This window comes from Roseburia sp. (genome assembly GCF_041325975.1).
Taxonomy (GTDB): Bacteria; Bacillota; Clostridia; order Lachnospirales; family Lachnospiraceae; genus Roseburia; species Roseburia rectibacter.
On the sequence record NZ_JBGLEJ010000004.1, the window covers coordinates 1,014,387 to 1,026,610 of the forward strand.

General features: G+C 43.3%; 8 protein-coding genes, 1 tRNA gene, 1 pseudogene and 1 riboswitch. Of the genes and pseudogenes, 2 read left to right on the forward strand and 8 right to left on the reverse strand.

Going from position 1 to position 12,224, the window contains the following annotated elements:
• Positions 1-8 precede the first annotated feature (8 nt).
• The 5 genes and pseudogenes from ACDD58_RS08095 to ACDD58_RS08115 all read right to left on the reverse strand — a co-directional run.
• Complete coding sequence (locus ACDD58_RS08095; RefSeq protein WP_370776873.1) at positions 9-1,451, reverse strand: ATP-binding protein; 1,443 nt, start codon at positions 1,449-1,451, stop codon at positions 9-11.
• A gap of 195 nt (positions 1,452-1,646) precedes the next feature.
• Positions 1,647-2,825 carry an ABC transporter ATP-binding protein gene (locus ACDD58_RS08100; RefSeq protein ID WP_370776874.1) on the reverse strand — a complete coding sequence of 393 codons (1,179 nt, stop codon included), beginning with the start codon at positions 2,823-2,825 and terminating at the stop codon, positions 1,647-1,649.
• A 5-nt stretch (positions 2,826-2,830) separates the two neighbouring features.
• Complete coding sequence (locus tag ACDD58_RS08105) at positions 2,831-3,835, reverse strand: FecCD family ABC transporter permease (protein ID WP_370776877.1); 1,005 nt, start codon at positions 3,833-3,835, stop codon at positions 2,831-2,833.
• Between the two features lie 96 nt (positions 3,836-3,931).
• Complete coding sequence (locus ACDD58_RS08110; RefSeq protein WP_370776879.1) at positions 3,932-5,560, reverse strand: ABC transporter substrate-binding protein; 1,629 nt, start codon at positions 5,558-5,560, stop codon at positions 3,932-3,934.
• A gap of 469 nt (positions 5,561-6,029) precedes the next feature.
• Positions 6,030-7,271 (reverse strand): annotated as a pseudogene (locus ACDD58_RS08115) (sirohydrochlorin cobaltochelatase); the annotation flags it as partial.
• A gap of 249 nt (positions 7,272-7,520) precedes the next feature.
• A riboswitch (cobalamin riboswitch) is annotated at positions 7,521-7,716 on the reverse strand.
• A 208-nt stretch (positions 7,717-7,924) separates the two neighbouring features.
• Between ACDD58_RS08115 and ACDD58_RS08120 the strand changes: the two are divergent.
• A tRNA-Ser gene (locus tag ACDD58_RS08120) sits at positions 7,925-8,010 on the forward strand.
• A 179-nt stretch (positions 8,011-8,189) separates the two neighbouring features.
• On the forward strand, positions 8,190-9,971 hold the full coding sequence (locus ACDD58_RS08125; RefSeq protein ID WP_186899928.1) for a methyl-accepting chemotaxis protein: 1,782 nt from the start codon (positions 8,190-8,192) through the stop codon (positions 9,969-9,971).
• A 172-nt stretch (positions 9,972-10,143) separates the two neighbouring features.
• Here ACDD58_RS08125 and ACDD58_RS08130 read toward each other — a convergent pair whose 3' ends face one another.
• From ACDD58_RS08130 to ACDD58_RS08140, 3 genes are all read right to left on the reverse strand, one after another.
• A complete protein-coding gene (locus ACDD58_RS08130; RefSeq protein WP_186899927.1) occupies positions 10,144-10,479 on the reverse strand; it encodes a cupin domain-containing protein in 336 nt (111 codons plus the stop codon).
• Between the two features lie 93 nt (positions 10,480-10,572).
• A complete protein-coding gene (locus ACDD58_RS08135) occupies positions 10,573-10,905 on the reverse strand; it encodes a cupin domain-containing protein (protein ID WP_186899926.1) in 333 nt (110 codons plus the stop codon).
• Between the two features lie 125 nt (positions 10,906-11,030).
• Positions 11,031-12,218: a sugar MFS transporter gene (locus ACDD58_RS08140; protein WP_186899925.1), complete on the reverse strand. Its 1,188-nt coding sequence runs from the start codon at positions 12,216-12,218 to the stop codon at positions 11,031-11,033.
• Positions 12,219-12,224 lie beyond the last annotated feature (6 nt).

Sequence of the window (12,224 nt, forward strand, 5' to 3'; positions counted from 1 at the left end):
CTACACTTTTATTGAATTCTTACCATTTCCGGATTAGTCTTAAAATAAGATGCCCTTGAAACTTTATTTTTTTCCAGATACTGATTTTCTACCAGATTTTCCAACACCTGTTTTCTGAAATAAGTAGAATCACTTACTCCCAGATACGATACAATCTCGGAAACCTTGTGTGCCTGATAATAACAAAATGATAACACCTTTTCATCATAGACCGTTCCATTTGGTACTGGTGCAAAAAGTATATTCGGTACACCACTGTCTTCCACTCCATCTGAATATGTCAGATCCGGAAGCACCAGTGTAAAATGATCTGATGAAGAATATATATATGGCCGATGTGTTTCATCGACATTCTGATATTCTTCCATAATTTTCTCAAATCCTGTCCCTGCTGCCTCCATAACATTGCAGTTTACCAATACAGACGTTATTAATTCATTTCTCCTTTTCGAAATGATTCCGGATAAATCATACGTTTTCCCAATTTTTTCACCTATGTAAAAACCTCCTGGGGAAGAAATTTCCAATCTGTCCTTAAACATATCCATCTGAATCTGTGTTCCATCTAAAAAGTAATCACGATGTGCAACCGCATTGATCACACCTTCAAACAATGCACGTTTTGGATATGCATCTATATTTTTTCTTGTATTATCCAGTTTTATCATGGAATGATTCATTCTCTGTTCCACAAATTCTATCATGTAATTAATATCTGCAATTATATTTCCATGGAAACGGTTGACTGTAACAATCCGCTCACTTCCCTTATTAAACCCTGAGAACACAGAACATACAACCTCTGTTTTTTTTCCCTGATAGTCATCTCCAAAAAGCACTGCACCATTGACAAGCAGCCCATTTTCATTATAAAACCCCATCGACATTAAAGCTTTTTCCGATAATTCTTTTCCATTATTATGCAATGCATAAAATTCCTGAAGCGTCTTATAATTTTCTGCTTCGTATTTTTTATCCGACAAAAGAAGATCAAACTGTGTGTTCCAGCTTTTAACACTCATTTCTATAATCTCTTCGTAGGTTGCACCATTTGTAAATCCGTCCCGTCTCATAAAAATGGACGGAATATTTTTATACTTTAAAATGACCGGCTTTACAACTGATTCCGGTATATACACATGTATAATAAATCGTTCATTTCCGTTTGCCTCATAACGCACAAAAGATACTTTCATCTGTGGTCTCGGTGACAGATGTTCGTTCACTTGATTATTAAAATAATTCCGTTCATTGTCAGCTTCTTTTCTGTTAAAACCTATCAGCTTATTTGTTTTATCTTCGACTCCGATATAAAAATCTCCTCCGGAAGCATTTGAAAATCCGGCAATGCTTTTCAGCCATCCCACAACATCTTCCCGATTCAACCTGCTCTTACATTCACATTTATCACTTTCCAACTCGACGTTTTCTACAATCTCTTCCAAATACATCGCTTATCACCCCGGTTTTATTCACAGTTTTAATATGCTTTATATTTTATTTCAATCATACTTCAAAGTCAACTTCAAAGTCACTTCAAATAGTTTCATTTTACTTTGAAGTATAATTCTATTATTTCCATACTACACATAATTCAAACTTTTTTGCGATGTTCTTTCTTATTGGCTGATTTTCGGCTCATGTTCTCACATGTTATGTATTTTCCCCATCCCCCTTGCATACTCTGCCAGCTCCCTGTTTGCCTCATTGAACGGTCCAAACTCTTCCACTGTGCAGATGCAGGTCTTACAATGATCGATCAGCTGTTTTGCTGCCTGCACTTTTTCCATTCCAATCGGGAAAAATGCCTTTTCCGACACGACTTCCGATGCTAAAGCCACTGCTGCATTGTACTCTACATCATTTTCCTGCAGGATTCCTGCCGCAAACGGAACAGCTTCGCGCCACAGTCTGTTGTATACCGGGATTCCGCTGCCTGCACCTCCGATCACAAACACCTGCGGGCTGACCGGATTTAAAATCTTATCGTCACTGCAAAAATCTTTGTTCTGGCAGCTATCGGCACTATGCTCCCGGAAACCTTCTGCATTTTCATATCCCGCACACAAAAAGATCTGCCCTGTTACCGGATCAAAACTTCTGTCTGATACTCCGTACAACTCCTGCACATAAGTCCCGGCAAAAATTTCTTCCGGCGTGCCGACACGGTCGATGCGGTCACCTCTGACACAGGCGATCGTATCGGAAATCTTCTGCGCAAGATCAAGTTCATGCAGCGACATGATGACTGCCATCTTTTTATCTCTTGCAAGCATACGGATATTTGTAAGAATGTCCATCTTAAACCCCATATCCAGATAAGAAGTCGGCTCGTCTAAGATCAGTATCTTCGTATCCTGGCAGATCGCACGCGCAAGCATCAGACGCTGGCGCTGTCCGTCACTGATCTTCATAAAATCCTGATCCTGCACCTCTTTCGCGTGGACGAGTGCGATCGCCTCATCCACTTTTACCCAGTCTTCTTTTGAGAGGATACCAAATCGCCCCGTGTAGGGATAACGCCCGGAAGCCACTACTTCCCTGCCACTCATCAGTTCCGTGCGAAGCCGTTCCGTCATGACCATGGACAGCCGTTTTGAAATCTGGCTGTCTTTTAACTCATCCATGGAGTTTTCACCCAAAAACACCGTTCCGTCCAGTTTCTTTAGCTGTTTGGTGATCGTTTTTAAAATTGTGGATTTTCCAGAGCCATTCGGACCGATCAACGTCAGTATCTCTCCCGGCCGGACAGAAAGATTCACATCCCCGATCAGCGGCTTTTTCTCATAGCCGACGGTCAGATGCTCTGTACGGATTTCCTGCATATGCGCTACCTCCCCTCCTGTTTTCTCAACATTGCCGCAATTACAACCGGAACTAAAAACAGCGCTGTGACAGAACTGATGCTGATCTCTGTCGGTGCAAACACAGTCCTTGCGATTCCATCACAGAAAAGTGTCACGACTGCGCCGCACAGAAAGCACCCCGGTATTAAAATAATCGGTCTTGCTGTCTTTGTAGCCATCCTTACCAGATGCGGCACCGCGATCCCGACAAAGGAGATCGGCCCTGCAAACGCAGTCACACAGGCAGACAGCAGGCTCGACAAAAGGATCATCGTAACCCGGAGTGCCTTTACATTGACACCTATATTTCTGGCATAAGCCTCCCCCATCTGGTATGCCCCGATCGGTTTTGCCAGACAAAATGTCACAAGAACCGCTGCACCAACGATCACGACGATCATCTTTATATTTTCCCATGTCATGCCGGAGAAACTACCCATTGACCAGTTGTGAAGGTTAACGATATTCGAATCACTCGCAAACGTAACACAGAAATCCGTGATGGCAGAACAGATATAACCGATCATGATTCCGCAGACTACAAGCAGAGACATTTTTGATACACGAAACGAAATAAGCAGCACAAATCCCATTGCGAGCATGGAACCCACAAATGCAGCCGCCACCATGCCAAAGGAACTGATCATGATCCCTTTTTCCAGCAGAAAAATCATGGTAAGTGCCACTATCAGCTTTGCACCGGATGAAATTCCAAGCACATACGGTCCTGCGATCGGATTCTGGAAAAAACTCTGAAGTAAAAATCCCGATACCGACAAAGCACCTCCAAGCAGGATCGCAGCAAGTATACGTGGCAGCCTGATTTTCCACACGATCTGCGAAAATGTCTCATCTTTTCCACTTCCTGCAAAGATTGCAAACAGGTCTGATGTGGATATGTCAACACTTCCTGCTGCAACATTCCATAAAAAAAGTGCCATCAACAGGATAAATGCAATAACAAACGAAATAATATATCTTCTCTTCATGATCTAATTTTCTCCCAAAGCCACAAAACTACCTTCAGCCTGGTACAATCTGCCAGTCATTATCTTTTATGACACCATTTCCTTTGCGGCATAATATCAATCCAGTTTCTTTAAAAACCGATACTCTGCATCGGTATCTCCAGTCAGAACTTTATTCAGATCCTCGATAAAATCACAGGTTCCACTCGTCTGCTGGTAAAAGTTGCTTCCGGTCGTATAGACCTGTCCTGATTTTACTGCTTTAAAATCCGCAAACAGGCTGTTTTTCTGTACCAGTTCGTCGATCGATGTCAGTTCTCCTTCTATTGTACCATTATAAATAAGAATGTCAGCATCTTTTTCGGCCGCATAAAAATCTTCCATCTGCATTTTCAATGTGGAGAGCGCATTTTCTTCCTCCTCCACATAGCCGTTTAGGGAATAAGTGCCCCCCGCAAGTTCGATCATTGATGACACATAATCGTTTGGTTTGCGCACGGTGACGGTTCCATCGGATGCGACTGCAAAAAATGCCACGGAAAGCCCCGTTTTTTCTTTTTCCAAAATTGGTTCTATATGCGCCACCTGCGCATCAAAAAACTCTTTGGCCTGCTGTTCTCTTCCGAACAAAACGCCAAAAAGTTTTATCCATTCGAGTCTTCCCAGCGGATGTTTTTCATAGCTGGAACGCTCGATCATGACCTTGATCCCAAGTTCTTCTAACTTCTCTTTCACTTCCGGATTATGTGTGATCATCGTATTTTCAATCGCAAACGTACATCCCCCGGAAAGTAAAAGTTCGTAATCCGGTGCACTGTATTTTCCGGCATAGATCAGCTTTCCCTCTGCCATGGCATCTGCGGCTGTCTTTACATACCAGTCTTTTTCTTTTACTCCTGTATATTTCAAATCAGAGACCACACCGATCTGGCAGACTAAATCCATCACCGCACTCGACACCAGATATACATTTTCAAGCGGTTGCTCTAAAACCGTCACATCCCCCGGCACATTTTCCGGTATAGCAATACCTTCTGGTACAAGCAAAAAACGACCGTTATCCACGATCGTAATCAGCTTATAAGCACCATATTGTTCTACTTCAAACTGATCGGCGTAGGATAACTCCATACGCCCATTGCAGTTTAAGTCTGTAAAATCAGCCGTTTCCGGGAATCGGAAAGTCAGTGTATAATCGATCTCATGCGGTGTACTCATTGCCGTTGTATCACCGATCACATCCATCTCACATGGGATTCCATCAATTGGAAATGTGAATGTAGAGTTTCCACCCTCATTTTCATTGAGATATTTCTCCCCGTTCACGATCATGTAATCGTAATGCGTACTGCTCCATGTGATCGTCGCATATGCCACACCGTCTGTCACAGTGACCTTCGCCTGTGAATCCACGGTTGCTTTTCCACTGCCGCCCTCTAATGTGACATCCACTGTATATTCGCCATCCTCAGGGACGGAAACTTCTGTACTGTCTGCCTGCTCTGTGGCATCTTTTCCTGCGATGCTTTCTTCTGCTTCATTCTGCTCTGCCATGCCGCCTGCATTTTCCTCTGTGGCATTCTGTCCTGCTGTCTGTGTATTTTCCCCTGCTGCTCCCTGTGCATCTTCCGTTGCAGCCACACTACTCTCTGTCTGGGCAGCATCATTTTTTGTCCCGCATCCTGCAATGATCTGCATGCACATCATTGCAGCTAAAAGCACTGCTGTCACTTTTCTTTTCTTCATATATCTCTCCATCTATATCCAGGTCTGTATCTGACCGACCAGCCCGGATCAGTTAATCTGCTTTCTGTGGATCAGAAACACTTACCTTATGATCGTACCACTCGCCTTTTGTGCCGAGGATTGCAAGATCAAACTCTTCATCTAATGCTTCCACCGGAACATCAAAACCATATACTTCTTCACTGGTTCCATCACTGTATTTCACAGTGTCAGTTGTAGGCTCTAAAATAGCAGCGCCATCTTTCTGTGCATCGTCTGCTGTTCCAACGAAAAGGTTTACGATCTTCTTTGATACAAGGCTGATATGGATCGTCATTTTTCCATCTTTTACCGTGAGGATCCCACGTCCCTCGTCTGCTTCATTTACATGGAACATACTGCTGTCGGTATCAAACTTTGCTGTGTAAGTTCCATCCTCGAGAGTACCAACGGTACTCTCTGTGGTGGATGTTGACTCAAGTGCTCCTAAAGAATCGATTGCGTCTTTTGTATGATCTACATAAATCTGCTCGATCGCGTCGATTCTTCCAAGTCCTGAAATCTGTGTATCAATGCTGTCAAAATATCCGCTTGCTGTAAACTGGCTCTTCCAGGAATCCTCATCATCTCCTGCCATATCGTTGTTCGCATGATCTCCTGCAACAACCATAAGCGGTCTTAAAACAACTTTTGTATAACCTGCTTCTTTTACTGCCTCGATCACATTTTCGCAGGATGTATCTTCCGGCTCACCCTCAACAGTTCCGATAAATACATTATCATAGGAAAGCGCTTCCATCTGGGCTGCCATCTGGCTGTAGCTTACTTTTGCAGAATGGGAAGTACCATGTCCCATAAATACGAATGCTGTACCATCCTCTTTTGCAGCATCCAGGGAATCATAACCTGCTGTCTTTACAGCCTCTGCTGTGATCGCCTCTGCAACTTTTGCCTTGTCCTCATTGATCACGGTGGCATCTGATCCAACTTCGCCAAGTAATGGCTCTGCAACGGTTACTGTCTCAAATTTGTCTTTATAATTATCAAGTGCTTCTACAAGCTCGTCATACTCTGCACCATGCATCAGATGTGTCGGCTGGACAACAAGATTTTTTACTCCGTTATCAACTGCTCTCTCTAATGCCTGATCCACATTGTCAATCTTCTCATCATCTCTTGCCTGAACATGGTTGATGATGATCTGTGCTGTAAAGGCTCTTCTTACAGACCAGTCCGGATATGCTGCTTCGAGTGCTTTTTCAATTCCGCCGATATCTTCTGCACGGCTGTCATTGAAAGATGTACCAAAACTTACTACTAAAAGTTCGTTCTCTCCGATATTATCCTCATTTAAAGGATCATCCTTTGTGGCATCTCCTGTATCTCTTCCGAAATAATCAGGATCTGCATTTTCACCGGAAACTAACTCTTTCTGTGCATCTGTCAGGGCATCCCATGCCTCTTTTGCTTCTGCACACTGTGCATCTGTATTGTCATTTCTTGTCTGGACATAGATCGCATCGATCAGTTCTGCGACATGATCAGCGGCTGCCTGATCGTCAACTTCTGTGCTCTCTACTGTTTCTGTTGCTTCTGTTTTCTCTGAAGCTGCCTCAGAAGTCTTAACTGTGTCTGTTGCTGTGTCTGCTGCTGTGTTGTTACTTCCGCATCCTGCGACCATGCCTGTGGCAAGTGCTAATGTAGTAAGTAACGCAATGGTTCTTTTCTTCATAATACTCTCCATTCCTGTGTGAAAATGTGTTTTTCACACTAATCTTATATAATGTATTGTTCATAGCTCACAGTATTTTCCCATACAAAGAAACACTCCGCCTTATGATACGGCGGAGTAATAAGTCTGCACATACAATAAAATGTACGCTTTTGCGGACATTCTGTTGTCATGAATAATAGAATGTACGCTCTGCGAACACTCTGTTTATACGGTACGACCAATTACTCGTGATCCGGGAAAATCATTTCCCTGTACCAGACAACTGGCAGGTTTCCTGGCTGAAAGATCATCACACAGACTCCGCCTTCCCAACGCATTGCACAAAAATGCAAAAAACATCAGTGACTTATCTTTAGAATCTGCACTCCCTAATCACAGTGACGAGATCGTACAGGAATCACACCTGTTTCCCTTTTAACCGGCCTGTTCCTGATTTAAAAATACGGCATCTTTTGCATACAGCCACATGCTTTTGGCAATAAACTACCCACTCTGCACACATTCTATTTCAAAAACGACCGGCACCAATTATCTTCTCTATGAAACTCTTAACATACTAGCATATACGCCCCATATTTACAACAACCACTTTTCTCTTGCAAATCATGCAAAATATGATATACTAATCAAGTATTTGCAAAAACATATCTGGAGACGTATCGAAGTGGTCATAACGGGGCGCACTCGAAATGCGTTAGCCCTCCGGGGCACGAGGGTTCGAATCCCTCCGTCTCCGCTCTTCAAAACGGAAACACGATTTATTTTATATTCGTGTTTCTTTTTTTTACACTTTTTCTCCATTTCTCATAATTTTGCTTCTAAAGTACCATATTTTTTGCAATTTATGTCTACCATTTTTTGTCAAAAAATAGTAAAATAAGTGTAATTAATCTTAGGAAAGGGAGCTTGATATCCATGAAAAGCAAAAGTGTTAAAAATTCACTGACAATAATGTGTCTTCTGTTCGTCCTCGTATCTGCTGTAGTCATCGGTAGTATTTCTATCGCAAATATCAGCACCATGACCTCCATGGCAAATAAGAACTATGAAAATGCCATGTTAGACGGGTACAATACCGAGATCAAAAGTCAGGTACAGTCTGTCATCGCCATTTTACAGGCAGAATATGACAAATTCCAAAACGGTGGTCTGACCGAAGATGAAGCAAAAAAAGAAGCAGTAGAAATCGTCCGCAACATGCGTTACAGAGATGATGGAAGCGGATATTTCTGGATTGATGACACCGACTACAACCTCGTTATGCATCCGATTTTAACCGAACAGGAGGGAAATAACCGTTATGATCTAACTGACCAGAATGGTATCAAGATCATTCAGGAGATCATGAAAGTTTCTACCGGTTCCGACGGCGGCGGCTTCAACGAGTTTTACTTTACCAAAGCAGACGGTGTTACTGTTGCCCCAAAGATTGCATACTCTCAGATTTTTACTCCATGGAACTGGGTTGTTTCCACCGGTAACTATGTAGACGATATGGATGCCGAAATGGATATTGCAAAAAATGAAGTTCACGAAAAATATCAGACTATGATCACAGTCCTGATCATCATCGCTCTGGTTATTGCAGTTGCCGCATTCATTGCATCCCGTATTTTCGGTAATACCATCTGCAAACCTTTGATTGAAATTCAGAATTTTGCAAACAGAATGTCAACCGGAGATCTGACTACCGGAGTCAGTGTTTCAAGTAAAAATGAGCTTGGTAAAACAGCCGGTGCGCTTGATCTTGCACAGCAGGAAGTCGTTGGACTTATCTCTAACATTGACGGGGTTTCCTCTCATTTACAGTCTGCCGTTTCGGATTTCAAAAAGAATTTCGACAGCATGAACGAATCTATCCAGAACGTTTCGGCTGCAATCAATGAAATTGCCCAAAACAGTAACTCTCAGGCAGCATCAACTTCAAGTGCCTCTGAAAATATTGCTGAAATTGCCGATGGCATCGCAGATACTTCCTCAGAAATGGAATCTCTTGATCAGAATGCACAGCTGATGCAGGATCGTTCCAATAAGTCCATGGAAACTTTACACAGACTGATTGATGTCAATTCTACAACCAAGACTGATATTGATTCCATGTACAACCAGACAGCACAGACCAATGATTCTGTCAACAAGATCAGTCAGGCAGCTACCTTAATCAGCGAAATCGCATCCCAGACCAACCTGCTTTCTTTAAACGCTTCCATTGAGGCAGCAAGAGCCGGTGAAGCCGGACGTGGATTCGCAGTTGTCGCCGAGGAGATCGGCGGACTTGCTACCCAGTCAGCACAGACTGTCAGCGAAATCAACAACATCATCAGTGAGCTGAGCCAGAATTCTGAAAAGTCCATGGAACTGATGAAGAAAATGAGTGAGGCTTCCGACGAACAGGTTGCAGCTCTTGAAAGTACACAGCAGATGTTTGAAGACTTAAAAGGTGCTCTTGATTCCTGTATGGCGTCCATCCAGACCATTACCGGAAAGATCCAGAATGTCAATTCTCAGCGTGAGCTTGTCACAGAGAGTATCGATACCTTGACACAGCTTGCAACCGACAATGCATCCTCCACAGAAGAGACTTCTGCTATGGCAACGGAACTGGATGCCGCTGTTCGGCAATCTTCCGAGCTTGTGTCCGCTTTGGCTGATGATATTTCAAAGCTCTCTGCAGATATGAAACAGTTTAAACTGTAAATCCGTATGAACTATATACAAATTAATATTTAATCCCAAAAAACCGTGCGGTAATTTTAATCCGCACGGTTTTTCATATCTTTGTTTTCCGCCGGCCAGATAAGTATATCCTGCTGCGGCGGTTCATCTGTCTTATTTTTCCTGATTTTTTAAATGCGCTGCCTGACAATCACTAAAAAGCCACTGTAAGAAGCATTTTAAAACGTGTCACAGCCTTAAGCGCATGGGAAATACCTTTTGGCATAATAATGGACTCGCCTTCTTTTACGATATTTGGCACTCCGTCGATCGTGATCTCTGCTTTACCCTCTAAGATCTGAACCATCGCATCCCCGCCTGCTGCGTGTGCACTGATACCCTCACCTGCATCAAATGCAAATACTGTCATGCCTACACCCGGCTGCTGTGCAAGTGTCATGCTTGCTACTTTTCCTGCTTCATAGTCTACAAGATCTTTCAGACAAAATGCTTTTCTGTGCTCTACGTTTTTGATTAATTTTTCTCCCATGATTTTTTCCTCTTCTCTGCTATAAAAATTCTTACCGTCCGTAAAATAAACTGAAACCATTATAAATCTGTATTTTACAGATATCCCATATACCTAACCGGTTACGGTAATCTGCATGATTTTAAATGCCCCGTTTCCCTTCACGCCATGTGAAATGCCTTCCGGAATCATGAGCGTTTCACCTTTTTGCAGCGGATAGTTCTGATCTTTCGTGTATATATATGCTTCACCGTCTAACAGCACATACATGGTATCTCCGGGATATTCTTCTTCCCGGACATCCTCACCGTCTGCAAATGCAAGCATTGTCATGCACACATGATCACTGTTTGAGAGTGACATGCTGACTACCTGGTGCTCGCGGATATCAATCAGGTGATCTAAGGGCTGGGCTTTTTCGGTGGGCAGGTTTTTTAATGTTGACATTGTTGGGTTCACCTCTGTGGTTTGCTGTGTAAATCCATAGTTACGGTTTATAGTATACACAGTTTAGAGAAAAAATCTGTTGTAAGTACAACATGTTTGGTAAATCATGTAAAAAATTTTATTTATTATTTCTGTTTCTCTCCCTTTTTGCCCGCAAACACCAACCCCAGCAGCAATACCACCGGAAACAGGATGCCCGCAAATATTCCAATTCTTAAGTTATTTTCAAATGCGCTCGACACAAATCCAACCAGAGTCGGTCCGCCGGAACAGCCCAAGTCCCCGGCGAGGGCGAGCAGGGCAAACATAACAGTTCCACCGCGTTTTAATGCAGCGGATGCTTTGCTGAACGTACCCGGCCAAAGGATTCCAACGGAAAATCCACAGATCCCGCAGCCTACAAGTTCCAACATTGGAACCGGGATCAGGGAAATGCAAAGATAGGAAAGGATGCAGAGCGCACAGCTCAACTTCATGAAACGGTCGAGATTTAATTTTTCACCATATTTTCCATAGATCAGACGGGATGTTCCCATCAGGATGGAAAATGACATCGGACCGACCAAGTCTCCGACTGTCTTTGTGATACCAAGTCCCTGCTCCGCAAAGGTGGATGCCCACTGGCTGACTGCCTGTTCTGCGGCACCGGAGCAGACCATCATGACCATCAGCATCCAGAATACCTTTTCCCGGAATAGTTCCTTCATAGTCATACCAGTCTCGCCCTCCTCGTGAAGGCTATAAATCGGTACTTTCGTAAAAAGGATCATATTTGCGATCGGAATGATCGTCCATAATAAAGTAAGGATTTTCCAGTTCCGAGTGCCAAAAGCCGCAAAAAATATGGTAGACAGCAGGACTACACCCGTGCAGCCCCAGCAGTAAAACGAGTGGAGCAGGCTCATTGCCGCCTCTTTATTGTCGGTCGGACAAGCCTCAACGATCGGGCTGATCAAAACTTCGATCAGTCCGCCTCCAACCGCATACACTACGACTGCACATAAAATTCCAGCAAAATGATCCGGCAGTACCTCCGGCAAAACCGTTAACAGTATCAGTCCCACAGCGGCACAGATATGTGCAATAATCACCGATGCACGATAACCGATCCTATCTATAAATCCTGCTGAGAGCAGATCAACTAACAACTGGATCACAAAGTTGATCGTGATCAGCAGTGTGATCTGTGTCAGCGGTATCTGATAACTTTTCTGAAATGTCACAAATAAAAGCGGTACAAAACTGTTTACGATCGCCTGCACGATATAACCGATAAAGCAGGCATACGTTGTTTTTTTATAATCAAACTTCATAATCTC

What these genes read in the sequence shown, in the direction of transcription:
- ACDD58_RS08110 (WP_370776879.1), bottom strand. Translation starts at nt 5,560, where the DNA reads ATGAAGAAAAGAAAAGTGACAGCAGTGCTTTTAGCTGCAATGATGTGC.
- ACDD58_RS08140 (WP_186899925.1), bottom strand. Translation starts at nt 12,218, where the DNA reads ATGAAGTTTGATTATAAAAAAACAACGTATGCCTGCTTTATCGGTTAT.
- ACDD58_RS08130 (WP_186899927.1), bottom strand. Translation starts at nt 10,479, where the DNA reads ATGGGAGAAAAATTAATCAAAAACGTAGAGCACAGAAAAGCATTTTGT.
- ACDD58_RS08095 (WP_370776873.1), bottom strand. Translation starts at nt 1,451, where the DNA reads ATGTATTTGGAAGAGATTGTAGAAAACGTCGAGTTGGAAAGTGATAAA.
- ACDD58_RS08105 (WP_370776877.1), bottom strand. Translation starts at nt 3,835, where the DNA reads ATGAAGAGAAGATATATTATTTCGTTTGTTATTGCATTTATCCTGTTG.
- ACDD58_RS08135 (WP_186899926.1), bottom strand. Translation starts at nt 10,905, where the DNA reads ATGTCAACATTAAAAAACCTGCCCACCGAAAAAGCCCAGCCCTTAGAT.
- ACDD58_RS08125 (WP_186899928.1), top strand. Translation starts at nt 8,190, where the DNA reads ATGAAAAGCAAAAGTGTTAAAAATTCACTGACAATAATGTGTCTTCTG.
- ACDD58_RS08100 (WP_370776874.1), bottom strand. Translation starts at nt 2,825, where the DNA reads ATGCAGGAAATCCGTACAGAGCATCTGACCGTCGGCTATGAGAAAAAG.